Genomic DNA, 23,249 nt, shown 5'->3' with positions numbered 1-23,249 from the left:
CTCCCGTGTGAAAGTCAGTCCCTAGGCCAGAGCGTCGTCTGGCTTCTTGCGGCGACGACGGGGAGGCGAAGGGGCCTCGTCCGTGGCGTCGTCAGCGGCATCAGGGCCAACGGCCGCGTCGTCGATCTCGAAGGCGATCTTGGCGTCCTTGAGGATGACCTTGACGTGGCCGCCCTTGGCGAGACGTCCGAACAGGATGTCGTCGGCCAGGGGCTTCTTGATGTGCTCCTGGATGACGCGAGCCAGCGGACGGGCGCCGTAGAGCTCGTCGAAGCCGTTCTTGGCCAGCCAGTCGGCCGCGTCGTCGGACAGTTCGATGGTCACGTTGCGGTCGGCCAGTTGGGCCTCCAGCTGCATGACGAACTTCTGCACGACCTGGCGAATGACGTCCTGGTTCAGCGGCTTGAACGTCACGATGGCGTCCAGGCGGTTGCGGAACTCCGGCGTGAAGATCCGCTTCAGGGCCGCTTCTTCCTCGCCGTCCACCTTGCCGCGGCCGAAGCCGATCGATTGGCGTTGGGCGTCAGAGGCGCCGGCGTTGGTGGTCATGATCAGGACCACGTTGCGGAAATCGACCTTCTTGCCGTTGCTGTCGGTCAGGGCGCCGTTGTCCATCACCTGCAGCAGGATGTTGTAGACGTCCTGGTGCGCCTTCTCGATCTCGTCGAGGAGGACGATGGCGTGCGGGTGCTGATCGACGGCGTCGGTCAGCTGGCCGCCCTGGTCGAAGCCCACATAGCCAGGAGGCGCGCCGATGAGGCGGCTGACCGTGTGGCGCTCCATGTACTCGGACATGTCGAAGCGGAGCATCTCGATGCCGAGGGTGGAGGCCAGCTGCTTGGCGGCTTCGGTCTTGCCGACGCCCGTGGGGCCAGTGAACAGGTAGCAGCCGATGGGCTTGTTCGGGTCACGAAGGCCGGCGCGAGCCAGCTTCATGGCGCTGGACAGCTGCACCAGGGCGTCGTCCTGCCCGAACACCGCGCGCTTCAGATCGGTTTCCAGCTGACGCAGGGCCTCGGTGTCGGTCTTGGAGACCGACTTCGGCGGAATGCGGGCGATCTTGGCGACGACGCCTTCGATCTCCTTGACGCCCAGGGTCTTCTTGCGGCGGCCTTCCGGCAGCAGCATCTGCGAGGCGCCGGCCTCGTCGATCACGTCGATGGCCTTATCCGGCAGCTTGCGGTCGGTGATGTAGCGGGCCGACAACTCAACGGCGACCTTCAGGGCGTCGTTAGTGTACTTCAGCTTGTGGAAGTCCTCGTAGTAGGTCTTCAGGCCCTTGAGGATCTTGATCGTGTCCTCGACCGTCGGCTCGTTCACGTCGATCTTCTGGAAGCGACGCACCAGGGCGCGATCCTTCTCGAAGTGCTGACGAAACTCCTTGTAGGTCGTCGATCCCATGCAGCGCAGCGTGCCCGAGGCCAGGGCCGGCTTCAGCAGGTTGGAGGCGTCCATGGCCCCGCCGCTGGTGGCGCCGGCGCCGATGACGGTGTGGATCTCGTCGATGAAGAGCACCGCGTTGGGGTGGTTCTCCAGTTCCTTGACCACCTGCTTGACGCGTTCCTCGAAGTCGCCGCGGTAGCGGGTGCCGGCCAGCAACGCGCCCATGTCGAGCGAGAAGATGGTGGCCTGCGCCAGCACCTCCGGCACCTGGCCGGTGATGATCTTGCGGGCCAGGCCCTCGGCGATGGCGGTCTTGCCCACGCCGGGGTCGCCCACGAGCAGCGGGTTGTTCTTGGTGCGGCGGCACAGGATCTGGATCGCGCGCTCGACCTCGGCCGAACGACCGATGAGCGGATCGACCTTGCCCTGCTTGGCCTTCTCGTTGAGATCGACGCAATAGGCTTCGAGAGCCTCGCCGCCGGTCTTAACGGCGGGCTTGTCCTCGTCATTCTCGACGGCGGCGGCCCCCTTGGTGGCCTTGGTCTCGGAAGCGCCGGCCTTCTTGGCGATGCCGTGAGCGATGAAGTTCACCGCATCGTACCGCGTCATGTCCTGTTCCTGCAGGAAGTAGGCGGCGTGGCTTTCACGTTCGGAGAAGATGGCGACGAGCACGTTGGCGCCCGACACCTCGTCGCGGCCCGAAGACTGGACGTGGATGACGGCGCGCTGGATTACGCGCTGAAAGCCGGCGGTGGGTTTGGCGTCTTCACCGTCCTCGACGATGAGAGACTTCAGCTCCACGTCGAGATAGTTGGTGAGGCTTTTCTTGAGGGCGGCGAGATCGACGTCGCACGCGCGCATCACCCCGGCGGCGTCCTCGTCGTCGGTGAGCGAGAGCAGCAGGTGCTCAAGCGTCGCGTATTCATGTTTGCGCTGGTTGGCGTAAGCCACCGCGCGATGCAGGGATTCCTCGAGCGGACGAGAAAAAGACGGCATCCGGTCTCCTAGTCCTTTTCCATAGTGCACTGCAGCGGATGCTGGTGCCGGCGAGCTGTATCCGTGACTTGGGCGACCTTGGTTTCCGCGACTTCGTAAGTGAACACGCCGCACACCCCGACGCCGTTCTGATGAACGTGGAGCATGATGCGAGTCGCTTCCTCGCGGTTCTTGTTGAAGAAGCGTTCGAGGACGTACACGACGAATTCCATCGGCGTGTAGTCGTCGTTCAGGATGAGCACGCGGTACAGCGAAGGCTTCTGCGTCTTCGGTTTCGTCTGAGTGACGATGGCCGAACCCGCCCCGTTGTTCTGTCCTACGCCCGCGCGCTCCGGCATCAATCAAGGTCTCCCGACAGGACGAAGCAGTCCGTCGTTCTGGGGATTAGATATGAAAAGCGCGGCGCATTGGAAGGGTCCTCGTCACCACATCTTTTTCGCGAAGGCGAAATGGGTGTGGGAAACGATCACTTTTTGCGGCGCAGCGCACGTCCGGTGACCAGGGCGTCGGCGCCGAACTTGGCGCGCAGGGCGTCCATGGCTCGCTCGCCCGACAAGGCGCGGCGCTCTTCGCCGGCGAAGAAGTCCGAGGCGGCCTGCTCGGCGTCGACGAATTCGGTGAGGCCGGCGCCAATGAGGCGATAGGCCACACCGGCGGGTTCGGCCTGCAGCAGCTCGCGCACGACGGTGAACAGGGTCTTGGCCGTCTGGGTGGGGACGGCGAGGGTGCGGCGGCGGGTGTGGATCTTGAAGTCAGGAGTGCGCAACTTCAGCGCGGCGACGCGGCCGGCGACGCCTTCGGCCCGAGCCTGACGGGCGACCTTCTCGCAGAGGGGCCACAGCATGTCCTCAAGGTCGGACAGACGGTGCAGGTCGTCGTTGAAGGTGGTCTCGGCGCTGATGGTCTTGCGGCTGTGATCGGGGTCGACGGCGCGGGCGTCGCGCCCCTGCGCCAGCTGCGACAGGCGCAGGCCGTGGGCGCCGAAGCGCCTGACCAGGTCCTTGGGGTCGGCGTCCGCCAGGTCGCCGACGGTCCGGAAACCCTGGGCCTCCATGGACTTGACCGAGGCGGGGCCGACGCCCGGCAGGATGGCGATGGGGCGGGAGGCGAGGAAGCTCTTGGCTTCCTTCTCGCCGATCACGGAAAAGCCGCGCGGCTTGTCGAGATCCGAGGCGATCTTGGCCAGGAACTTGTTGGGGGCCAGGCCGACTGAAACGGTCAGGCCGACATCGCGTTCAATCTCGGCCTGCAGCTGGGCCAGGATGATGGCCGGCGGGGCGCCGTGCAGGCGCTCGGTGCCCGACAGGTCGATCCAGGCCTCGTCCAGGGACAGGCGCTGCACAAGGGGCGTCAGCTGCTCGACGCGACCGAAGATGGCGCGCGAGGCTTCCTTGTACTTGGCGAAATTGGGCTTGATGACCACGGCGTTGGGGCACAGCGCCAAGGCCTTGAACATGGGCATGGCCGAGCGCGCGCCGCTGACCCGGGCGATGTAGCAGGCGGTCGTGACCACCCCGCGCCTTCCGCCGCCGACGATGACGGGCAGGTCGCGCAGCTCCGGATTGTCGCGCTTTTCGACCGAGGCGTAGAAGGCGTCGCAGTCCATGTGGGCCATGGACAGCGACGCCAGCTCCTCATGGGCGACGACGCGGAAGCTCTTGCAGGTGGGGCAGCGGCGCGGGGAGGCGAGGCCGCCCTTGTCGCCCGTCCAGCCGCAGTCGCGGCAAATCGCTGTCAGGCCGGCCAAAGCGCCTTCTCCAACGCCGGGTGCAGCTCGGACCATTCATGGAAGCGGGCGTGGCGGTCGGGCGCGGCGGGGGCCAGGTGGCGCAGCTCCGGATGGGCGACGATCTGGAAGCGGCTGATGGCCGGCGCGATCTGCTCCACCGAATCAAGATTGGGCAGAAGGTCGTCGATGAAGGCGACGGGGCCGGTCGTGCGGGCGGCCAGGGCGGCGGCCGGTTCGCCCTTGGGGCCCGAGCCGATGACCATGGGATAGTCGAAGCCGTGCTTCTTCAGCCAGGCGGCGCGGGGATGGCGGCCGCATTCGGGGGCGTTGGTCAGAATGACCACGGCGGCGCGGGTCGACAGGGTGGCCAGGGCGTCGGCGGCGCCATCCACCGGGGGCAGGAAGTCCGTCCCCTCGCTGAAGAAGTCGTTGTAGAGCTGGTAGCCGAGCGCCATGTCGAGATGTTCGGCCTCGCCCGGCCGAAAGATGTTCTGGAACAGGGCGTAGCGGTCGGTGCGCAGCTCGAAGCCGTGCCGGTCGAGAAAGGCGGAAAAGCCGCCGACGAAATGGGCGATGACCTCGTCCACGTCCACGATCAGCAGGGGCGCATGAGGATCGACGTGGGCGGCCTCAAGGTCTGAAACCCGCTGATCCACCCTCTGTCTCCCATTGTGGGACAACAAATGTCCCGTTTCGATCGTAATTAGCGCGGGCTTAAGGATATCCGTGGCACCTAGGCAAGCCGTAGATGGCGCGGACCGTTTCCCGCGCTGGCCGCCGCGTTCGGAGTCAGGATGACGAAGAAGGTCCTCATCGTCGAGGATAACGAGCTGAACATGAAGCTCTTTCATGATCTGCTCGAGGCCCAGGGTTACGATACCCTGGAGACCCGCGAGGGTCTTCAGGCGTTGGCCATGGCGCGTGAGCACCGCCCGGACCTGATCCTCATGGACATCCAGCTGCCGGAAATTTCCGGGCTGGAGGTCACCAAGTGGCTGAAGGAAGACGACGACCTTTCGCACATCCCGGTCGTCGCCGTGACCGCGTTCGCCATGAAGGGCGACGAGGAGCGCATCCGTGAAGGCGGTTGCGAGGCCTATATCTCCAAGCCGATTTCAGTATCACACTTCCTCGAGACGATTCGGCGCTTCCTGGGCTAATCAGGCGCCGTATCCGAGCTGAGGGGGAACTGTGAGCGCGCGCATTCTGGTCGTCGATGACATCGAGGCCAATGTCCGTCTGCTCGAAGCCAAGCTGACGGCGGAGTATTACGACGTCAGCCACGCGCCACATCCCCGTGGTCCTGGTCACCGCCCTGGACGGACGGGCCGACCGGATCGCGGGCCTGGAAGCCGGGGCCGACGACTTCCTCACCAAGCCGATCGACGATGCCCTGCTGATGGCGCGCGTGCGCAGCCTGACGCGGCTTAAGCTGGTGATCGACGAGTTGCGCCAGCGCGAGGCCTCGGGCCGCCGCATCGGGGTCATCGCCGGCGCCGCGGCGCGCCTGGGCGGCACCGGCGGGCGCGTGCTGATCGTCGACGACAACGAACGCCAGGCCCAGCGCCTGATCGACGACCTGACCATCGACCATCGCCCTGTCTGGGAGCGCGAGGTGGACAAGGCCCAGGTGGCCAGCCGCGGTCCCGTGGACCTGGTGCTGGTCAACGCCACGGCCAAGGCCTTCGACGGCCTGCGTTTCGCCGCCGCCATGCGCTCGGACGAGGCGACGCGGCATATTCCGGTGATCACCATCGTCGATCCGGACGACCGTGCCCGGCTGGTCAAGGCGCTGGAGATCGGGGTCAACGACATCCTGACCAAGCCCATCGATCCGCAGGAGCTGGCGGCGCGGGCGCGGACCCAGATCAAGCGCAAGCGCTACACCGACTTCCTGCGCGACAATCTGGACCATTCGCTGGAGCTGGCGGTCACCGACCAGCTGACCGGGCTGCACAACCGTCGCTACATGGTGGGGCAGCTGGGGGCGCTGGTGACGCGCGCCGTGCGGGGCGGCGAGCCGGTGGCGGCGATGATGATCGACATCGATCACTTCAAGCAGATCAACGACACCTTCGGCCATGACGTGGGCGACGAGGTGCTGCGCGAGTTCGCCGTGCGTCTGGCGTCCAACGTCCGCGCCATCGACCTGCCTTGCCGCTATGGCGGCGAGGAGTTCACGGTGATCATGCCCGACACCCGGATCGAGGACGCCGAACGGATCGCCGAACGTATCCGCACCCACGTGGCGGGCTCTCCGTTCCGCGTGGCGGGCGGGACCGAGCTTCTAACCGCCACCATCTCCATCGGCGTGGCGGCGACCCTGGACGAGACCGACACGCCCGAGGCGCTGCTGAAGCGGGCCGACAGCGCTGTCTATGAAGCCAAGGCGTCGGGCCGCAACCGGGTGATCGCCCGCACTTCCTGAGGCCGGTTTAGGGCTTGGCTGGCGCCGTCAGTTTGATCTCGAACAGCTTGGGCCACAGCTTGCCGGTGACGAACAGGCGGTCGGTTGCGGCGTCATAGGCGATGCCGTTCAGGACGTCGGCCCCGGGGCGGTCGGCGGCGGGCAACAGGCCCGACAGGTTGATCCAGCCCACGACCTTGCCGCTGACTGGGTCGATGCGGGCGATCAGGTCGGTCTGCCAGATGTTGGCGTAGATCTCGCCCTTCACCCATTCCAGTTCGTTCAGCTGGTCCACGGGACGTCCAGCGGAGTCGGTTACGCGGATGCGGCCGGTTTCCTTGAGGGTCTGGGGATCGAGAATGCGGATGTCGGCGGTGCCGTCGCTCATGAACAGGCGCGCAGCGTCGCGGGTCAGGCCCCAGCCTTCGCCCGGATAGGCGAACTGGCCCTGGGGGGCGAAGTCGTCGAGGCCGTAGATGAAGCCGACCTCGTGCCGCCAGGTGAGTTGCACGAGGCGGTCGCCGGCGTCGATGATTCCTTCGCCGAAGTAGCGCTCGTCCAGAGGCTGGAGCTTCAGGACGCGGCCGGTGGCGGGATCGACCTTGCGGATCGACGATTGCCCGTGCTGGCCGGTGCTCTCGAAGAACACCCCATCCTTGAAGAACAGGCCCTGGGTGAAGGACTGGGGGTCGTGGGGCAGGGTCTGGACGACCTGGTAGCCATATTCGGGCGTGGCGGCCTCGACCTTGGCCGGGGGCGCCGCGCAGGCGGTGAGCAAGCAGAGGGCGGCGGCGAGGCCGATAAGGCGCGTCATGTCGGCATCCTAGCGCCTGATCGCAAAACGAAAAACGCCCGGTCGCGGGACCGGGCGTTCTTTAACTAGCAGCGCTGAGGCCGATCTTACTTGATCTTGCCTTCGCGGAATTCGACGTGCTTGCGGATGACCGGGTCGTACTTCTTCAGCACGAGCTTCTCGGTCTTGGTGCGGGCGTTCTTCTTCGCGACGTAGAAGAACCCGGTATCCGCCGTCGAGTTGAGGCGGATCTTGATGGAAGCCGGTTTAGCCATGGTCGAATCCTGCGCAGGAGCGCGAACTCCGCGCGCCCAAAAACTTGAGAGCGCGGAAAATACTCAAGGAGCGCTGGAAGTCAACGCCTTAGTCGATCTAGGCTGTAACCATGATCCCAAGCACAGTTCTGGCCGCCGTTGCGGCTCTTTCCACCCCCGGCGCCGCGCCTACGCAAGACGCCTTCTTCCAGAACCTGACCGCTCTGTGCGGCAAGCGATTCGCCGGCAAACTCGTCAGCAGCGACGCGGCCGACGCGGCCATGGCGTCCCAGCCCATGACCATGCATGTGCGCGACTGCTCGGCGACGCAGATCCGCATCCCGTTTCATGTGGGCGCCGACAAGTCCCGCACCTGGGTGATCACCAGGACAGACGCCGGCCTGCGCCTGAAGCATGATCATCGTCACGAGGACGGGACCGAGGACGTCCTGAGCCAATACGGCGGCGACACGGCCGAAGCCGGCTCGGCGACAAGCCAGGCATTCCCGGCGGACGCGTTCTCGAAGACCCTGTTCACGACCAAGGGCAACGCCGCCTCTGTGACCAATGTGTGGTCCGTGGAGGTGCGCCCGGGCGAGACCTTCACCTACACCCTGGCCCGGCCGAACCGCGACTTCCGGGTACAGTTCGACCTGAGCAAGCCGCTGGCGGAGTAAGGGGAGGGTGGAGGTGAGCGATTCATATGTACATATGCCCGCCCCGTCAGATCACAGATAGACCAGCTTCCGGCGGCCGTTGAGGAAGCGCATGTAGGGGATCGGGCGGTCGGGCTGCTTTAGGCGCTCGGCCACCTCCTGAACCACAAAGCGGGTGATGGCGGGCAGTTCGTCCAGGGCCAGGGCTTCGTCGAGGGACAGCCAACCGATCTCATCCAGTTCGCCGTCGCCGGGGCGACGCTCCAGGCTTATCAGGCGGTCGGCCTCGGCCATGAAGAAGCGGGCGTCGAAGCGGCGCGGGCGATAGGGCGGCGTGATGGCGCGGGCCACATAGGTCAGGGCTGACAGGTCCGGCGCCGCGCCTGCGGCCAGGAAGTCCCGCCAGGGGCCGGCTGCGGGGCGCGCGGGCGACGGCTTGGCCAGCAGCAGGCCGGCCTCCTCGAAGGTCTCCCGCACCGCGGCCATGGCCAGGGCGCGCGGCAGGGTGGGGCTCTTGTGCCGGGGCGCGTCCGAAAGCTGGGCCGCGACCGTGGGCGACAGGTCGGCGCCGGCCGGGGCGGTGAAGTCGGTGCGATCAACGCGCCCGCCCGGGAACACCCACTTGCCGGGCATAAAGGCGTGACCGCCATTGCGGCGTCCCATCAAGACGCGGGGCGAAGGACCGTCCCGACGGACCACGATCAGGGTGGCGGCGTGGCGGGTGGCGACCGCGCCGGCGCCGGCCTTGCGCAGGGCTCCGTGGGTGAGCGGGTCGTATTCGGCGTCGAGAGTCGGTTCGGCCATGAGCGGCAGGTTAGGCCGTTCTGCTGCCGCGAAAAGAGGCGCCGTAGCGTCAACCGCGTGATCGGCTTGACCGCGCCGCGCTCGCCGGGGACTTTGCAACCCGTATCTTGCGGGGAAATTCCATGCGTTTCGTGAAGTTGGGTGTGGCGGCCGTAGCCGTGTTGGTTTCGGGTCAGGCGGCGCAGGCCGCGACGACGGAGGAGATCGCGGCGGCGGCCGCGAAGATCCAGCCGAAGGTCGTCACCTGGCGGCGCGACTTCCATCAGCATCCCGAACTGGGCGAGCAGGAGACCCGCACGGCGGGCATCGTCGCCAAACACCTGAAGGACATGGGCTTTGAGGTCCGCACAGGGGTCGCCAAGACCGGCGTGATCGGCGTGCTGAAGGGCGGCAAGCCCGGCGGCGTGGTGGCCCTGCGGGCCGACATGGACGGCCTGCCCGTCGAGGAGAAAACGGGTCTGCCGTTCGCCTCCAAGGCCAAGGCGATGTGGGAGGGCAAGGAGATGCCCGTCATGCACGCCTGCGGCCATGACACCCATGTGGCCATGCTGATGGGCGCGGCCGAGATCCTGGCCGGCATGAAGGACCAGATCCAGGGTACGGTCGTGCTGATCTTCCAACCCGCCGAGGAAGGCATGCAGGCCGGTACGGGCATTGGCGGCGCCGAGTTGATGGTCAAGGAAGGCGTGCTGAACAGCCCGAAGGTCGACGCGATCTTCGGTATCCATATCGGCCCAGGCGAGCCGGGTGTGCTGAACTGGCGTTCCGGCGGGTTCTACGCCAGCGTCGACCGCATCACCATCAAGCTGAAAGGTCGCCAGACCCACGGCGCCCGTCCGTGGAGCGGCGTAGACCTGTCCTCCACCGCGTCGGAGATCGTCACCGCCCTGAACGGCGTGGCGGCGCGTCAGCTGGACGTAGCAGCTTCGCCCACCATCATCACCATCGCCACCATGCACGGGGGCGTGCGCAACAACATCATCCCCGAGGATTTCGTCATGGAGGGGACCCTGAGGACCTTCTCCGACGAGCGGAACAAGGACGTGAAGGCGCGGATCGATAAGACCGTGAACAACATCGCCGCCGCCTGGGGCGCCACGGCCGAGGTCGGCTTCAGCGGTTATTATCCCGTCACCTACAACGACCCGGCCTTGACCAAGTGGGCCGAGCCTAGCCTGGTGCGGGCCACGGGCGGCAAGATCGAGGCTAATGGCGACCTGGTGACCGGCGCTGAGGACTTCTCGTTCTTCGCCCAGAAGGTCCCGGGCCTGTATCTGCAGCTGGGTGGACGCAAGGCGCAGTACAAGGCGGGCGAAAGCCCGGTGAACCACTCGCCGTACTTCGACATCGACGAAAAGGTGCTGGAGACCGGCGTGAAGGCCCACGTGACCCTGGCCATGGACTATCTGGCGTCCAAGGCCGGCAAGTAGCCGCTTAGAGGCGCGCGTCCCTAGCGGCGACGCGCGCCCTTCTTCTTGGGCGAGCTCTTGTCCTTGCGATTACCCTTGCCGGCGCTCTTGCCGAGGCGGACGCCAGGGGGCGGACCGCCGCGCTTGCGCATCCCCAGGCGGGGCTGAGGCGCGTTCTTGTCGGCGGCCATCGGTTCGCTGAGCATCTCAAACACCAGACCGCCGGTGACCGGCGTGGCCTCGACCAGGCGCACCTCGACCGTCATGCCCAGGGGCCAGCGGCGGCCGGTGCGCTCGCCCACCAGGGCGTGCATGCGGTCGTCGTGAACGAAGTACTCGCCGCCGAGGGTGGAGACGGGCACCAGGCCGTCGGCCCCCGTCTCGGCGAGGCGCACGAACAGGCCGAAACGGGTGACGCCGGTGATGCGGCCGGTGAAGTCGGCGCCCACGCGGTCCTGCAGGAAGGCTGCCACGTAGCGGTCGGTGGCGTCCCGCTCCGCCGCCATGGCCCGGCGTTCGGAGTGCGTGATGTGTTCGGCCGTATCGCGCAGCTGGCTGATGTCCTGGTCGGTCAGGCCGTCGTCACCCAGGCCGAGCGAGCGGATCAGGCCGCGGTGGACGATCAGGTCGGCATAGCGGCGGATCGGGCTGGTGAAGTGGGCGTACCGGTCCAGGTTCAGGCCAAAGTGGCCGATATTGTCGGTCGAGTAGTGGGCCTGCATCTGGGTGCGCAGGACGATCTCGTTGACGATGTCGCTGTGCGGGCCCTCGCGGGTTTCATCCAGCAGCTTGTTGAAGCGGTCGGTGCGCGGCGCCTCACCCTTGTTCCAGTTGACGCCCAGGGTGCCGAGGAAGTCGGCCAGGCTGAACACCTTCTCCTGGCTGGGGGTGTCGTGGACGCGATAGATCAGCGGCGTCTTCTTGCCTTCCAGCGTCTCGGCGGCCGAGACGTTGGCCTGGATCATCATCTCCTCGATCAGCTGGTGGGCTTCGAGGGAGACGCGGCGGTTGATGGAGACGACCTCGCCCTCGGGGCTGATGGCGATCTTGCGCTCCTCGCTCATGATCTTCAGCGGGGCGCGGGCCTCGCGGCCCTTCAGCATGACGCGGTAGGCGGTCCACAGGGGCTTGAGGATCGGCTCCAGCAGCGGGCCGGCCTTGTCGTCGGGCATGCCGTCGATGGCGGCCTGGGCCTGCTCGTAGGACAGCTTGGCGGCCGAGCGCATCAGGCCGCGCACGAAGCGGTGGCTGACCTTGCGGCCGGTGCGGTCGAAGACCATCCGCACGGCCAGGGTGGCGCGGTTCTCGCCCTCGCGCAGGGAGCACAGTCCGTTGGACAGGCGCTCGGGCAGCATCGGCTCGACGCGGTCGGGGAAATAGACGCTGTTGCCCTTTTCGCGTGCCTCGCGGTCCAGGGCCGAGCCTGCGCGGACATAGGCGGCGACGTCGGCGATGGCGACCCAGACGACCCAACCACCCTCATTCTTCTCGGACGGATCGGGATGGGCGTAGACCGCGTCGTCGTGGTCGCGGGCGTCCACCGGGTCGATGGTGACGAAGGGCAGGTCGCGCAGGTCCTCGCGGCCCGCCAGGGTCGGGGCGTCGGCGGCTTCGGCCTCCGCCTCGGCCTGTTCGGAGAAGCCGGTACGGATGCCGTGCGAGTGGATGGCGATCAGGCTGGCGGCCTTGGGATCGTCCTCGCGGCCCACGACCTCCACGATCTTGCCCCGCTTGGGGCCATAGCGGCTGGAGGACTGGCCGATGGCGGCCAGGACCAGGTCGCCGTCCTTCAGGTCGCCGGCCTCGGCTTCCGGGATCAGCAGGCTTTCCTTGATCTTGCGATCGACCGGCTCGACGCGAACCTCGCGCCGATGCTTGCGGATGACGCCGAGCAGGCGATGGGCGCTCTGGCCCAGGCGCTTGATCATGCGCGCCTCGGTCTCGCCGTTCTCCAGCGTCTCGAAGCGGACCAGCAGGCGGTCGCCCAGCCCGGGCGCGCCGGCGGCGGCCTCGTTGCGGTCGGGTGCGAGGCGGATCGGGTCGGCGTCCTCGGCCCTCATCAGCTGGACATAGAGGTCGCCGTCAGGATCGCGCTCGGCCACCTCGACCACACCGACCTCGGGCAGGGCGCCGCGTTCGGCGAAGCTCTTGCGGCCGCGCTTGCCCAGCGCGCCCTCGGCGTTGAGGGATTTAAGCATGTCGCGCAGGGCTCGCCGGTCGGCGCCCTTCAGCCCGAAGGCGCGGGCGATGTCGGCCTTGTCGGCTTCTCCCGCCTCACGCAGGAACTTCAGCAGGGTTTCCTTGTCAGGAAGGCCCTGCGGCGGGCGGGCGGTCTTGTTCAGGGGCGGGCGTTTGGCCATGACCGTGTGTAACGCGCATCGGGGCCGATTGTCCCGCTTGTCAGCAGCCGCAACGTTTTGCAAAGCTCCGGTTGTGCTGGAGGGGTGCGTATGACCACCGATTATGGGGTTCTGAAAGCCCGCAAGAAGCCGCCGATCATGTGGCTGGCGATTGGCGGGCTCGCGATTCTGGTTCCCGCATCCTTCATTCCCAAGATGATCCAGCAGCGGAACGCCAATGTGGCCGAGGCGCAGGCGTGGTCTATGCCGGGGGAACCGTGCCCGACCGTGACCCGGGCCGGCTATGACGGCGCGCCCCTGCCTAAGGCCAGGGCCACGGAATACGAGGGCGTCCGCTTCGAGCGCCGGCTGGGCCACATGGAATGCACGCTGCTGCACGCCGACGGCGGCCGAAGCGGCAAGACCTATCCGGTCTGCCGGTTCTCCAGCCCCGGCATGGTCGGGGTGGAGATGCCCGACAAGGCGGCGTTCTTCGCGCCCAAGCAGGGCAAGTCGGTGCTGGTGTCGCTGGAGAGCGGCGAGCCCAAGTGCCTGGTGATCGCCCGGCTGAACACCTTCTAGACGGTCGCCAACATCCAGGCGCGGCTGACGGCGACGATGGCCGGCAAGTTCGCGGCGACCGCGGCTGAGTCCTTCAGTTCGATCATGCCCCGATCGGGGGCGAGCCAAGTGATCAGGCCGCTTTCATCCTCGAAGGTGAAGGCTCCGTCGCGCGGCTTGGCGCCCCGATGCAGGATGAGCTGAAGCCAGCCCTTGGGATGCAGGCGGAACGTCACCCGGTCCTCTCCCTTCCAGGAAAAGCTGGGGGCGTTCCATTTCACCCCGGCGGCGATGTCGGCGTCCTCGGAGAGGAGGGCGGCCAGCACGGTCTCCACCTCCGCCCGCATAGGGTGGGCGAGGGCCGACATGTAGCCTTCGAGTTCTCTGGTCATCCGCATTGGAGGTGGGCTTAGAGCGTTCGGGCCCGGTCCGCCAGTTGGTTGGCCGACTATTCGGCGGCGGCGCTTTGCTTGAGGATCCGGTCGAGGTGGTTGCGGATATGCGCGGCCTCGGCCGGGGTGCCGGCGAGAGCGATGGCGCGGTCGAAGGCGGTGCGGGCCTCGGTCTGACGGCCCAGTTGCAGCAGCAGACCGCCGCGCAGGCCGTGGAAGTGGAAGTAGTTGGCCAGGCGCTCGGCCAGGGGCTCGATCAGGGCCAGGGCCTTCTCCGGCCCGGCGACCTTGGATACCGCGACGGCGCGGTTGAGGGTGATCACTGGCGAAGGCTGCATGTGCTCCAGCGCTGCGTAGAGGCGGTCGATCTGTGGCCAGTCGGTGTCGGCCGGCGCCTCGGCGCGGGCGTGCAGCGCGGCGATGGCGGCCTGGATCTGATAGGCGCCCGGCCGCTGATGGCGCATGGCCTTGTCGACCAGGGCCAGGCCCTCGGCGATCATGCTGCGGTTCCACAGGGAGCGGTCCTGATCATCAAGCAGGACGACCTGGCCCTCGGCGTCGAAGCGGGCGGCGCTGCGGGCGTGCTGCAGCAGGAGCAGGGCGGTCAGGCCCATGATCTCCGGCTCGGCCTTAAACAGGCGCAGCAGCAGGCGCGATAGGCGGATCGCCTCGTCCGCCAGACCGGCGCGGGCGGGATCGGCGGCGCCGGAATAGCCTTCGTTGAAGACCAAATAGAGCATGGCGGCCACCGCCTCGAACCGCTCGGCGCGCTCGACGGGGCCGGGAAGTCTCGAAAGAGGCGTCGCCGGCGCCGATACGGCCCTTGGCGCGGGTGATGCGCTGCTCCATGGCCGCCTCGCTGACCAGGAAGGCGCGGGCGATCTGCCGAACCGTAAGACCCGAGACGATGCGCAGGGCCAGGGCGATCTGCTGGGTGGCGGGCAGGTCAGGGTGGCAGCATATAAACAGCAGGCGCAGGACGTCGTCGCGGTACTGGTCGGCGTCCAGGCTCTCGACCACGCCGTCCTCCACGTCGTCGAGGTCGGAGATGGCGGCCTCGTCCGGCAGAGCGGTGAGGCGCGAGCGCTTGCGCACCGCGTCCACCCCGCTGTTGCGGCCCACCAGGATCAGCCAGGCGGCGGCGTCGCGGGGCGGGCCGTTGCGCGGCCAGCTCTTGAGGGCGCGCAGGCAAGCCTCCTGAAAGGCCTCCTCGGCGGCGTCGAGATCACGGAAATAGCGCAGCAGGGCGCCGACGGCCTGGGGGCGGGCCGCGGTGATCGCCGCCTCGATCCAGTCCAGATCGGTCATGGCTGTGCGACGCCGTTGGGGAAGAACACGCCGACGGGACGGATCTCGTAGGAGCCGACGCCGGGATTGGCGATGGCCAGCTCCTTGGCGATCTCGATGACCTCCTCCAGCGTGTCGCAATTGACGACGTAGAAGCCAAGGAACTGCTCCTTGGTCTCGGCGAAGGGGCCGTCGATGACCATGGGCTCGCCCGCGCTCTTGCGCAGAGTGGTGGCCGAGGTCGTGGGCAAAAGGCGCGCCACGGGGCCAAGGCGGCCCTGCTGGGCCAGCCGGTCCTGCACCGCCATCAGGCGCGCCATGACGGCGTCGTCCTCTTCCTTGCTCCAGGCGCCGACGACGTCTTCCTGATTGTAGCAAAGGATCGCGTATTGCATGGCGGGTCTCGTCCTCATCATTGCCCAAGGACGTGGGACTATGCCCGGACCCGACACCGCGTGGCGGATTTTTTGTCAGGTCAGTTGGAGATGTAGGAACTGGTTGAAGTCGCTGGCCCGGTAGTCGCCAAAGGCGCCGCCGCTGGTGAAGCCGCGCTGGCGATACAACGTGAGGGCGGCGTCGAACCCTGGGCCGCTGCCAGTCTCCAGGCTCAGGCGGGTCAGGCCTCGAGCCTTCGCCGTGGCGATGACGTGCTCCAGCAGGGCCGCGGCCACACCCTGGCGAATGAAGTCCGGATGGGTGCGCATGGATTTCAGCTCGCCCACGCCGTCGCCAAGCATCCGCAAGGCCGCCATCCCGGCCACGCGTTCACCGGAGCGCGCTGTCCAGAAGGTGATTTCCGGGGCCTTGAGCCGCGACACGTCCAGGGCGTGGACATGGCCGGCGGGGGTATGCTCGCGCATGCCGTCCAGGTGCAGGGCAAGAAGCTCCAGCGTTCCGGGGCTTTCCAGATCGTCTTCGATAATGACCATTTTCGCATCTCCAGGAACGCCGAGGGCTAGACTGCGCCGCGCCGCGATCCAAGCGTTGGGCGCGCGCCCGCGAAAAGCAGTCGAAGCTGCTGGCCTAATGGGCGGCGCGAGCCTATATCCGCCGCTACCCATGGACGATGTGCGATTGAAGAAGATCAGGTTCCGGGCTTGGCACCGGGGCTTTCGGGAAGCGGACCTCATTTTAGGGCCGTTCGCGGACAACCATGTCCATCTCCTCACGTTGGAGCAACTCGACCGTCTCGAGGTGCTCATGGAAGAGAACGATCACGACATCTACGGCTGGATCATCGGGCGCTTCCCGACGCCGCCGGCGTTCGATCACGACGTGATGGACATGCTCAAGACCTTCCGCTTCGAGGCGCACGCCGCCCGCGGCGAGGGGCAGGGCGCCTAAACACTAGGGAATTTCATGGCTTACGACGCCAAACGCATCGCCAAGGACGATGGTCGACTTCGACCTTGCCGGCGCGCCGGAGGGATTCGACGCCCTGGTGATGGTCGATGTCGCGCGGGCGCGCGGCGGGTTGTCGGTGTTCATCGCTCGTGACGGCGCCCGAGCCGGCGCCTTCATCGAGGCCCTGAAGTTCTTCGCGCCGGAGGTCGAGACCGCGCTGTTCCCGTCGTGGGACTGCCTGCCTTACGACCGCATCGGCCCGACCTCGGGCGTCAGCGCCCAGCGCATGGCGACCTTGGCGCGGCTGGCGCGCGGTTTCGATGCGAAGAAGACCGCGATCCTGGTGATCGCCGCGCCGGCCGCCTTGCAGCGTGTGCCGGACAAGAGCGTTGTCAGCCGGGCCGGCTATGCCGCCAAGGTGGGCAACAGCGTCGATGTGGCCGACCTGGAGCGCTATTTCGCCATCAACGGCTACGTCCGCGCCTCCACCGTTTCCGACCGGGGCGAGTTCGCCATTCGGGGCGGGGTGATCGACGTCTTCCCCCGGCGGCCGACGAGCCGGTGCGCTTGGACCTTTTCGGCGACACGCTGGAGAGCATCCGCGCCTTCGATCCCGATACCCAGCGCTCGACCAGGCAGCTGAAGGAGATCGACCTGCTGCCGGTCAGCGAGGCGCTGCTGGACGCCGATGCTATCAGCCGCTTCCGCAAGGGTTATGTCAGCCGTTTTGGCGCGCCGGGCGAGGATGCTCTGTACGCCGCGGTCAGCGAGGGTTCGCGCCGCGCCGGCCTCGAGCACTGGCTGCCGCTGCTGTACGAGAAGATGGAGACCATCTTCGACTACCTGCCGCCCAACACCCTGATCGGCGTGGATCACTTGGCCACCGAGGCGCGCGACGAGCGTCTGGCGATGATCGAGGACGCCTATGACGCCCGCGCAGCCGCCGACCGCAAGGGCGCCTATCGCCCGCTGGAGCCGCGCGCGCTCTACATGGACGCCACTGAATGGGAGCAGCGGATCGGCCACCGGGCCAACCGCCGCTTCACGCCCTTCCTGACTGAGGGCGAGCAGGTGATCGACATGGGCGCCAAGCTTGGCCGCACCTTCGCCGCCGAGCGCCAGACCGACAGCGGCAACCTGTTCGAGGCGGTAAGCGACTACGCCAATCGCCAGATCGCCGCCGGCAAGCGCGTGCTGTTCGCCAGCTGGACCGAAGGCTCGTCCGAGCGCCTGGGCTCGATGCTGGGCGATCATGGTCTGAAGAAGATCAACTTTGCGCCCTACTGGCAGGCGGCCAAGGCGGCGGACCCGAAGACGCCGCTGCGCGTGGTGCTGCCGCTGGACGCCGGTTTCGAGACCGAGAACCTGGCGGTCATCGCCGAGACCGACATCCTGGGCGACCGCCTGGCGCGTCCGCGCAAGAAGCGGCGCGCCGCCAACTTCCTGGCCGAGGCCAGCGCCCTGACCCAGGGCGACCTGGTGGTCCATATCGACCACGGCATCGGGCGCTATGAGGGCCTGAAGACCCTGGAGGTCCAAGAGGCGCCGCACGACTGCCTTGAACTGCACTACGCCGGCGAGGCCAAGTTGTATCTACCGGTCGAGAACATCGACCTGCTGACCCGCTATGGCGCGGACGGCGAGGATGCGGTGCTCGATAAGCTGGGTGGGGCCGCCTGGCAGTCACGCAAGGCGCGGGCCAAGGAGCGCCTGCGCGAGATGGCCGAGGGCCTGATCGCCATCGCCGCCGCACGCTCGGTCAAGGCGGTCGAGGAGACCGATCCGCCGTCGGGCGTGTTCGACGAATTCTGCGCCCGCTTCCCCTACGAGGAGACGGACGATCAGCTGAACGCCATCGCCGACGTGCTGAGCGACCTAGGCTCGGGCAAGCCGATGGATCGCCTGATCTGCGGCGACGTGGGTTTTGGCAAGACCGAGGTTGCCCTGCGCGCCGCGTTCGTGGTGGCCATGAGCGGCAAGCAGGTGGCGGTTGTCTGTCCGACGACCCTGCTGGCGCGTCAGCACTACAAGACTTTCGTCGAGCGCTTCCAGGGCTGGCCGATCAAGGTGCGCCGCCTGTCTCGCCTGGCCCCGGCCAAGGAAGCCAGCGAGACCCGCGACGGCCTGGCCAACGGTGAGTTCGAGATCGTGGTCGGCACCCATGCGGTGCTGTCCAAGCAGGTGTCCTTCAAGGACCTGGGCCTGGTCATCGTCGACGAGGAGCAGCACTTCGGGGTCAAGCACAAGGAGAAGCTGAAAGAGCTTCGCGCCGACGTGCACATGCTGACCCTGACCGCCACGCCGATCCCCCGCACGCTGCAGATGGCGCTGTCGGGCATTCGCGAGATGTCGATCATCGCCACTCCGCCGGTGGACCGCCTCGCGGTGCGCACCTTCATCAGTCCGTTCGACGCGGTGACCATCCGCGAGGCCCTGCTGCGCGAGAAGTATCGCGGCGGCCAGGCCTACTACGTCGTGCCGCGCCTGAAGGACCTGACGGACATCGAGAAGTTCCTGCGCGAGCAGGTGCCTGAGATCAAGGTCATCACCGGCCACGGCCAGATGGCGCCCACCCAGCTGGAAGAGGTGATGACCGCCTTCTACGACGGTCAGTACGACGTGCTGCTGTCGACCACGATCGTCGAGAGCGGCCTGGATATCCCCAGCGCCAACACCCTGATCGTGCACCGGGCGGACATGTTCGGCCTGGCGCAGCTCTATCAGATCCGCGGACGCGTCGGCCGGTCCAAGGCCCGCGCCTACGCCTATCTGACGACGCCTGTCGAGAAGCAGCTGACCCTGTCGGCGGAGAAGCGCCTGAAGGTGCTGCAGTCCCTCGACAGCCTGGGCGCCGGCTTCCAGCTGGCCAGCCACGATCTGGATCAGCGCGGCGGGGGCAACCTGCTGGGCGACGAGCAGAGCGGCCACATCAAGGAGATCGGGGTCGAGCTCTATCAGCAGATGCTGGAGGACGCCGTGGCCGAGCTGAAGGAGCGGGCCGGCAAGGACGTGGGTCTGTTCGCCGACCGCGGCTGGTCGCCGATCATCAACGCCGGAGCGGCGGTGATGATTCCGGACGACTACGTGCCGGACCTGAACGTGCGCCTGTCGCTCTATCGCCGCCTGTCGGAAGCCGAAAAGGCGCAGGACCGCGAAGCCCTGGCCGCCGAACTGATCGACCGCTTCGGCCCGCTGCCGCCAGAGGCCGACAGCCTGCTCAAGGTCGTCGGGATCAAGGGCCTGTGCCGCGAGGCCAATGTCGCCAAGATCGACGTCGGGCCCAAGGGCGCGGTCGCCAGCTTCCGCAATGACACCTTCGCCAACCCCATGGGCCTGATCCAGTTCGTCGCCAAGAACGGCGCGGCCTGGAAGGTGCGGCCTGACCAGAAGGTGGTGGTTAAGGGCGAGTGGGACACGCCCAAGGACCGCCTGAACGCGGCCGAGCGGATCCTGACCGAACTGGCGAAGCTGGCCAAAGCAGCCTAGGCGGCGGCCTTCGCCTCGTTCAGGAGGCGCAGGGCCCGCGTGCCCATCTCGATGCGGGCCAGGATCACCAGGCCGACAGCGAAGACGATGAAGCCGTCCGTGATCAAGGCCGCGCGGATGTGCCAGGCGGCTGATTCCACCTCCAGGATCGGGCGCAAAGCGGCGCGGAACAGCACCAGGCCCACGAACAGGAAGATCGCCGCCGGGGTGGCCCTCATCTTCAGGATGGAGGTCTGATCGCAGACGATGATGTCGACCATCCGGCCGCGCCGCCAACCGACCGCGCCGCCCAGCGCGAAGATCGCGCCCAGCCACAGCCACTCGACACCCTCCGGCGGGAAGCGCCAGAGCAGCAAGCCGCACAACACCGCCATGACCACGGGCAAGACCCAGATCATCTGTAGGCGCATGGGCCGGTGACGCTTCATGCGGTGCAGGCGGATCATCACCACGACCGCCGCGACCGGCACGGCGATGTAGGGCCAATAGTGGGCGACCTGATCCAGGGTCACGCCGAAAGCTCCAGGGCCTTGTCGATGGCGCGGGCGATGTGCTCGGCGCTTTCGGCGCCCGAGATGGCGACCTTGCCGCCGAAGATCATGAAGGGCACGCCGTTGACGCCGGCGCGGACGGCCATCTGGTGTTCGTGGGCGACGATCTTGCGATCGGCGCCCTCGGACAGCAGCTTCAGCACGGTTAGGCGATCCATGCCGGCCTGCTCGCCGATGTCGGCCAGGACGATGGGGTCGCCGATGTCGCGGCCATCGGTGAAATAGGCGGCCATCACGGCCTGGGCGACTTTGGCTTGGACCCCGGCGCCGCCGGCCCAGCGGATCAGGCGTTGGGCGCCGTTGGTGTTGGGGGCCTTGTCGATGATCGAGAAGTTCATGCTCACGCCGCATTCGGCGGCCTGGCGAACCAATTCATCATGCACGGCCTGAAGGCGCGACTTGTCGGGGAACTTGGCGGCCATATAGGCGGCGCGGTCGACGCCTTCCTCGGGCAGGCTGGGATCCAGCTGATAGGGGCGCCAGGTTATGGCGGCCTCGACGTCCGGGCGTAGGGCCAGGGCCTGCTCAAGGCGCTTCCAGCCCAGATAGCACCAGGGGCACACGACGTCGGCGATGAAGTCGATAGCAAGAGGCATGGCGCCTCCTAGCTGGCCGCGGCCCGCATGGCCAGAGCCGCCGCGCGTTCGAGCGCCTTTGCCGCGCCTTCCTCGCCCCGAACCTGGGCGACGCCGATGTCGAAATCGCAGACGAACGGCTTCTTGCCGTCGCCCGCGTCGAAGGCGGTGCAGCTGATGACGGCGGCGATCCGCTCCGCCGCCGCGCGGGCCTGCGCCTCGCCCGTGGCGGGCAAGGACAGAGCGAAGACCTCCGACGCCAGGCGGGCGGCGGTGTCCTCGGCGCGGACCAGGCGGCCGATCATCGAGCCGATCTGCGGCACGGCGCGATCGACCCAGCCGCCGGCGCGGATCGGGGCCAACTCCGCCTTGTCGGCGATCTTCAGCACGGCCACCGACAGCGGGCGGGCGCGGGTGACGGCCGCCCCGGCCTGGCGGGCCAGGTGGGCGGCGAAGAGGTCGCGCGTGAAGAGGCCGGTGGCGGCGTCCATCAGACCAGAGCTGCGGGCCTTCTCCAGGGCGCCGCGCACCGCCTCGCCATAACGGTGGGCGCGCGCCAACTCGATCATCCGGCGGGCGGTCTCGTCCTCGGGCGTGCCGTGGACAGCGACGTCGGAGACGCCCTTGTGGAAGGCCTCGGTCGGGGTGATCTCGGACGCCGCGCCCAGATAGAGCAGGGCGGGGATGTGGAAGAGGCGGGTGTTGCGGCGCAGGCCCGAGGCGATCGACAGGGCTTCCTGGCGGTTTTCGCCCGCCCACAAGATCACCGCGTCAAACGCCCGCTCGTGCAGGTAGTCGAAGGCGGTATAGGCGGTGAAGGCGCCGGTCACCTCGACCCCGAGGCTGTTCAGAGTGTTGGATAGCGCGAGGAACTGCGGGGCGGGCTCGCCGATGGCGAGGATGTGATAGGGCTCGGCCGAGGGGCCGATGGCCGGCAAGGCCTTGTCGCGCTCTGCGAAGGTCTCGCGGCGCAGCTCGAACTCTTCCTGGGCGATGGCGGTGCGCACCAGCGATTCGATACGCAGGACCGCCTGGGCCGGATGGACCGGGTGCCCCATGACGAGGTCGAAGGCGTGGCCGTCCACGCCCTTTGGCGTGACGCCCAGGGCGATCACCGGCAGGTGGCGGGGTGAGGCCGCGGCTTTCAGGCGGGCGGCGAGGTCCATCAGGTCCACGCCGCTGTCCAGATCGATGATCGCCGCCTCGATGGGCAGGTCCTCGACAGCGGCCATTGCCGCGGCCGCGCCGCGACCGGTGATGGTCCGCCAGCCCAGGCGATCGAGACCTTCGGCCAGGGGGCCAGCCTGCGTGTCGTCACGCGCGATGATCAGAAGACGAGGCTGAGGCAAGACCGGAACCAGGTTGAAACGCCGGCCGGCGACGAAATGCTTCGTCTTCCGGATTCGGAAGGGCGACAGTATCAGAAGCGCGCGCCCGCGACAGACGGGCATCATCAGGGACGAACATCTAATGCAAGGTATTGTGGCGGGCGGCGTGGCGGTCGTGACGGGCGCTTCGAGCGGGCTGGGACGGCGGTTCGCCCACATCCTGGCCGACCAGGGCGCGGCGGTCGCCCTTTTGGCCCGGCGGACCGACCGCCTGCAGGCCGAGGCGGATGCGATCAACGCCCGCGGCGGCAAGGCGGTCGCCCTGGCCCTGGACGTCAGCGACGCGCACGCCATCGGCCCGGTCCTCGATCAGGTGCAGGCCGCGCTCGGCCCGATCTCGATCATGATCAACAACGCCGGCGTGGGCGGGGAGGGACGCTCCCTCGACATTACGCCCGAGGATTTCGACGCGGCCTTCGCCGTGAACGTGCGGGGCCTGTTCTTCGGCGCGCGCGAGGCCGCCCGACGGATGATCGAGAACGGCCGGGCCCAGGCGGGCGAGGCGCGGATCATCAATATCGCCTCCATCGCCTCGCAAAAGGTGCTGCCGGGCCTGACCACCTATTGCGGGACTAAGGCGGCGGCGGCGCACATGACCAAGGGCATGGCGCTGGAATGGGCGCGACACGGGATCGCCGTGAACGCCATTTGCCCGGGCTACATCGAGACCGAGATCAATTCGGAGTGGTTCGCCAGCGAGGGCGGCAAGAAGCAGATCCAGGGCCTGCCGCGCCGCCGCCTGGGCCAGGAAGGCGATCTGGACGCCGCCCTGCTGATGCTGGCCGGACCGGGCGCGCGGGGGATGACCGGCTCGCTGATCACGGTGGATGACGGCCAGTCGCTGTAAGGGGCTTGCCTGCCCGAACGTCAGGCTTGCCAGCCTGTCGCAAAGAAC

20 protein-coding genes and 3 pseudogenes are annotated in these 23,249 nt (G+C 67.5%); 8 read left to right on the top strand and 15 right to left on the bottom strand.

Annotated elements, in window-relative coordinates; genetic code table 11:
* Nucleotides 1-21 precede the first annotated feature (21 nt).
* From clpA to ABOZ73_RS00805, 4 genes are all read right to left on the bottom strand, one after another.
* Complete coding sequence (clpA, locus tag ABOZ73_RS00820) at nt 22-2,379, bottom strand: ATP-dependent Clp protease ATP-binding subunit ClpA (RefSeq protein ID WP_369059933.1); 2,358 nt, start codon at nt 2,377-2,379, stop codon at nt 22-24.
* 8 nt (nt 2,380-2,387) lie between these two features.
* Nucleotides 2,388-2,717 (bottom strand): ATP-dependent Clp protease adapter ClpS, encoded by a 330-nt coding sequence (gene clpS, locus ABOZ73_RS00815; RefSeq protein ID WP_369059932.1) that lies wholly within the window; start codon nt 2,715-2,717, stop codon nt 2,388-2,390.
* 128 nt (nt 2,718-2,845) lie between these two features.
* Nucleotides 2,846-4,117 (bottom strand): DNA polymerase IV, encoded by a 1,272-nt coding sequence (locus ABOZ73_RS00810; RefSeq protein ID WP_369062585.1) that lies wholly within the window; start codon nt 4,115-4,117, stop codon nt 2,846-2,848.
* Nucleotides 4,114-4,764 (bottom strand): hypothetical protein, encoded by a 651-nt coding sequence (locus ABOZ73_RS00805; RefSeq protein WP_369059930.1) that lies wholly within the window; start codon nt 4,762-4,764, stop codon nt 4,114-4,116. Before ABOZ73_RS00805 ends, ABOZ73_RS00810 begins: the two co-directional genes overlap by 4 nt.
* 138 nt (nt 4,765-4,902) lie before the next feature.
* Between ABOZ73_RS00805 and ABOZ73_RS00800 the strand changes: the two genes are divergently transcribed.
* Together ABOZ73_RS00800 and ABOZ73_RS00795 are read left to right on the top strand one after the other, a co-directional pair.
* A complete protein-coding gene (locus tag ABOZ73_RS00800) occupies nt 4,903-5,268 on the top strand; it encodes a response regulator (protein WP_269716948.1) in 366 nt (121 codons plus the stop codon).
* 31 nt (nt 5,269-5,299) lie between these two features.
* A pseudogene (locus tag ABOZ73_RS00795) lies at nt 5,300-6,536 on the top strand (PleD family two-component system response regulator).
* A gap of 7 nt (nt 6,537-6,543) precedes the next feature.
* Here ABOZ73_RS00795 and ABOZ73_RS00790 read toward each other — a convergent pair.
* Together ABOZ73_RS00790 and rpmG are read right to left on the bottom strand one after the other, a co-directional pair.
* Nucleotides 6,544-7,329: a glutaminyl-peptide cyclotransferase gene (locus ABOZ73_RS00790; RefSeq protein ID WP_369059928.1), complete on the bottom strand. Its 786-nt coding sequence runs from the start codon at nt 7,327-7,329 to the stop codon at nt 6,544-6,546.
* A gap of 86 nt (nt 7,330-7,415) precedes the next feature.
* Nucleotides 7,416-7,583, bottom strand: coding sequence for a 50S ribosomal protein L33 (gene rpmG, locus ABOZ73_RS00785; protein WP_269716951.1), 168 nt, complete (start codon nt 7,581-7,583; stop codon nt 7,416-7,418).
* A gap of 110 nt (nt 7,584-7,693) precedes the next feature.
* Here rpmG and ABOZ73_RS00780 point away from each other — a divergent pair, with 110 nt between their 5' ends.
* Entirely contained in the window at nt 7,694-8,239 is a 546-nt protein-coding gene (locus ABOZ73_RS00780) for a hypothetical protein (RefSeq protein ID WP_369059926.1), read from the top strand.
* Between the two features lie 51 nt (nt 8,240-8,290).
* Here ABOZ73_RS00780 and ABOZ73_RS00775 read toward each other — a convergent pair whose 3' ends face one another.
* A complete protein-coding gene (locus tag ABOZ73_RS00775; RefSeq protein WP_369059924.1) occupies nt 8,291-9,022 on the bottom strand; it encodes an NUDIX hydrolase in 732 nt (243 codons plus the stop codon).
* Between the two features lie 122 nt (nt 9,023-9,144).
* Between ABOZ73_RS00775 and ABOZ73_RS00770 the strand changes: the two genes are divergently transcribed.
* The gene (locus ABOZ73_RS00770; RefSeq protein WP_369059922.1) at nt 9,145-10,452 is read left to right on the top strand and encodes an amidohydrolase; all 1,308 of its coding nucleotides are present in this window, start codon (nt 9,145-9,147) and stop codon (nt 10,450-10,452) included.
* A gap of 20 nt (nt 10,453-10,472) precedes the next feature.
* Here ABOZ73_RS00770 and rnr read toward each other — a convergent pair whose 3' ends face one another.
* Nucleotides 10,473-12,791, bottom strand: coding sequence for a ribonuclease R (gene rnr / locus ABOZ73_RS00765; protein ID WP_369059920.1), 2,319 nt, complete (start codon nt 12,789-12,791; stop codon nt 10,473-10,475).
* 90 nt (nt 12,792-12,881) lie between these two features.
* Here rnr and ABOZ73_RS00760 point away from each other — a divergent pair, with 90 nt between their 5' ends.
* Entirely contained in the window at nt 12,882-13,352 is a 471-nt protein-coding gene (locus tag ABOZ73_RS00760) for a hypothetical protein (protein ID WP_369059918.1), read from the top strand.
* Here the strand turns inward: ABOZ73_RS00760 and ABOZ73_RS00755 are convergent.
* The 4 genes and pseudogenes from ABOZ73_RS00755 to ABOZ73_RS00740 all read right to left on the bottom strand — a co-directional run bounded on the left by ABOZ73_RS00755 (nt 13,349) and on the right by ABOZ73_RS00740 (nt 15,939).
* Nucleotides 13,349-13,729, bottom strand: coding sequence for a DUF1801 domain-containing protein (locus tag ABOZ73_RS00755; RefSeq protein ID WP_369059916.1), 381 nt, complete (start codon nt 13,727-13,729; stop codon nt 13,349-13,351). The two genes, ABOZ73_RS00760 and ABOZ73_RS00755, sit on opposite strands and share 4 nt — an antisense overlap.
* Before the next feature lie 50 nt (nt 13,730-13,779).
* Nucleotides 13,780-15,031, bottom strand: a pseudogene (locus ABOZ73_RS00750) (RNA polymerase sigma factor).
* Nucleotides 15,028-15,405, bottom strand: a complete 378-nt coding sequence (locus ABOZ73_RS00745) for a YciI family protein (RefSeq protein WP_369059914.1) — start codon at nt 15,403-15,405, stop codon at nt 15,028-15,030. The pseudogene ABOZ73_RS00750 and the gene ABOZ73_RS00745 overlap by 4 nt, the downstream one beginning before the upstream one ends.
* 75 nt (nt 15,406-15,480) lie before the next feature.
* Nucleotides 15,481-15,939, bottom strand: a complete 459-nt coding sequence (locus ABOZ73_RS00740; protein ID WP_369059912.1) for a GNAT family N-acetyltransferase — start codon at nt 15,937-15,939, stop codon at nt 15,481-15,483.
* On the opposite strand from ABOZ73_RS00740, the gene ABOZ73_RS00735 reads away from it, so the two are divergent.
* Entirely contained in the window at nt 15,869-16,354 is a 486-nt protein-coding gene (locus ABOZ73_RS00735) for a succinate dehydrogenase assembly factor 2 (RefSeq protein ID WP_369059911.1), read from the top strand. The two genes, ABOZ73_RS00740 and ABOZ73_RS00735, sit on opposite strands and share 71 nt — an antisense overlap.
* A gap of 15 nt (nt 16,355-16,369) precedes the next feature.
* Nucleotides 16,370-19,840, top strand: a pseudogene (gene mfd / locus ABOZ73_RS00730) (transcription-repair coupling factor).
* Here mfd and ABOZ73_RS00725 read toward each other — a convergent pair.
* Genes ABOZ73_RS00725 through ABOZ73_RS00715 form a run of 3 tightly spaced genes read right to left on the bottom strand, consistent with a single transcriptional unit; the run spans nt 19,837 to nt 22,315 of the window.
* The gene (locus ABOZ73_RS00725; protein WP_369059909.1) at nt 19,837-20,352 is read right to left on the bottom strand and encodes a hypothetical protein; all 516 of its coding nucleotides are present in this window, start codon (nt 20,350-20,352) and stop codon (nt 19,837-19,839) included. The pseudogene mfd and the gene ABOZ73_RS00725 overlap by 4 nt on opposite strands.
* Nucleotides 20,349-20,987, bottom strand: coding sequence for a DsbA family oxidoreductase (locus ABOZ73_RS00720; protein WP_369059908.1), 639 nt, complete (start codon nt 20,985-20,987; stop codon nt 20,349-20,351). The genes ABOZ73_RS00725 and ABOZ73_RS00720 overlap by 4 nt, the downstream gene beginning before the upstream one ends.
* An 8-nt stretch (nt 20,988-20,995) precedes the next feature.
* Entirely contained in the window at nt 20,996-22,315 is a 1,320-nt protein-coding gene (locus ABOZ73_RS00715; RefSeq protein ID WP_369059907.1) for a diguanylate cyclase, read from the bottom strand.
* A 121-nt stretch (nt 22,316-22,436) separates the two neighbouring features.
* Here ABOZ73_RS00715 and ABOZ73_RS00710 point away from each other — a divergent pair, with 121 nt between their 5' ends.
* Nucleotides 22,437-23,201 carry an SDR family NAD(P)-dependent oxidoreductase gene (locus ABOZ73_RS00710; RefSeq protein WP_369059906.1) on the top strand — a complete coding sequence of 255 codons (765 nt, stop codon included), beginning with the start codon at nt 22,437-22,439 and terminating at the stop codon, nt 23,199-23,201.
* The last annotated feature ends 48 nt before the right edge of the window (nt 23,202-23,249 follow it).

It is taken from the genome of Caulobacter sp. 73W (assembly GCF_041021955.1).
GTDB lineage: Bacteria > Pseudomonadota > Alphaproteobacteria > Caulobacterales > Caulobacteraceae > Caulobacter.
The sequence above is the reverse complement of the archived record's forward strand: the minus strand, read 5'-3'. Positions and strand labels throughout refer to the sequence as shown.

Coding starts and splice junctions, on each gene's coding strand:
- clpA (WP_369059933.1), bottom strand. CDS start 2,379: ATGCCGTCTTTTTCTCGTCCGCTCGAGGAATCCCTGCATCGCGCGGTG.
- clpS (WP_369059932.1), bottom strand. CDS start 2,717: ATGCCGGAGCGCGCGGGCGTAGGACAGAACAACGGGGCGGGTTCGGCC.
- ABOZ73_RS00800 (WP_269716948.1), top strand. CDS start 4,903: ATGACGAAGAAGGTCCTCATCGTCGAGGATAACGAGCTGAACATGAAG.
- ABOZ73_RS00790 (WP_369059928.1), bottom strand. CDS start 7,329: ATGACGCGCCTTATCGGCCTCGCCGCCGCCCTCTGCTTGCTCACCGCC.
- rpmG (WP_269716951.1), bottom strand. CDS start 7,583: ATGGCTAAACCGGCTTCCATCAAGATCCGCCTCAACTCGACGGCGGAT.
- ABOZ73_RS00780 (WP_369059926.1), top strand. CDS start 7,694: ATGATCCCAAGCACAGTTCTGGCCGCCGTTGCGGCTCTTTCCACCCCC.
- ABOZ73_RS00775 (WP_369059924.1), bottom strand. CDS start 9,022: ATGGCCGAACCGACTCTCGACGCCGAATACGACCCGCTCACCCACGGA.
- ABOZ73_RS00770 (WP_369059922.1), top strand. CDS start 9,145: ATGCGTTTCGTGAAGTTGGGTGTGGCGGCCGTAGCCGTGTTGGTTTCG.
- rnr (WP_369059920.1), bottom strand. CDS start 12,791: ATGGCCAAACGCCCGCCCCTGAACAAGACCGCCCGCCCGCCGCAGGGC.
- ABOZ73_RS00760 (WP_369059918.1), top strand. CDS start 12,882: ATGACCACCGATTATGGGGTTCTGAAAGCCCGCAAGAAGCCGCCGATC.
- ABOZ73_RS00755 (WP_369059916.1), bottom strand. CDS start 13,729: ATGCGGATGACCAGAGAACTCGAAGGCTACATGTCGGCCCTCGCCCAC.
- ABOZ73_RS00745 (WP_369059914.1), bottom strand. CDS start 15,405: ATGCAATACGCGATCCTTTGCTACAATCAGGAAGACGTCGTCGGCGCC.
- ABOZ73_RS00735 (WP_369059911.1), top strand. CDS start 15,869: ATGCCGTCCAGGTGCAGGGCAAGAAGCTCCAGCGTTCCGGGGCTTTCC.
- ABOZ73_RS00740 (WP_369059912.1), bottom strand. CDS start 15,939: ATGGTCATTATCGAAGACGATCTGGAAAGCCCCGGAACGCTGGAGCTT.
- ABOZ73_RS00720 (WP_369059908.1), bottom strand. CDS start 20,987: ATGCCTCTTGCTATCGACTTCATCGCCGACGTCGTGTGCCCCTGGTGC.
- ABOZ73_RS00710 (WP_369059906.1), top strand. CDS start 22,437: ATGCAAGGTATTGTGGCGGGCGGCGTGGCGGTCGTGACGGGCGCTTCG.